The 265-nt window shown below is 62.6% G+C and carries 1 protein-coding gene; it reads left to right on the top strand.

Features of this window, described 5'->3' with window-relative positions; all coding sequences use genetic code 11:
- Positions 1 to 49 precede the first annotated feature (49 nt).
- On the top strand, positions 50 to 265 hold a 216-nt coding region (locus ACLJNW_RS25750; RefSeq protein ID WP_410961446.1), incomplete at its 3' end, for a YgdI/YgdR family lipoprotein.

The raw sequence follows: 265 nt of genomic DNA, 5'->3' as shown, positions 1-265 counted from the left end.
GACTGGAGTAGAATCCGCCGCCTCGAAAACCGTCCGAAGGAAAATTCCGATGACCTCCCGTCTGCTGCCCGCCCTGTTGCTCTCGTCCGCATTCGCCGTCCTGGCCGGCTGCTCCACCCCGACCATCGTCACCCTCAACGATGGCCGCGAGATCCAGGCGGTGGATACCCCGCGCTATGATCGTAGTTCCGGCTTCTACGAACTGGAGCAACTGGACGGCAAGCGCACCCGCGTCAACAAGGACCAGGTGCGCAGCATCAAGGAC

Origin of the sequence: Salmonella sp. SAL4457 (assembly GCF_046548235.1) — a bacterium.
GTDB classification, from domain to species: Bacteria; Pseudomonadota; Gammaproteobacteria; order Enterobacterales; family Enterobacteriaceae; genus Salmonella; species Salmonella enterica.
The sequence above is the reverse complement of the archived record's forward strand: the minus strand, read 5'-3'. Positions and strand labels throughout refer to the sequence as shown.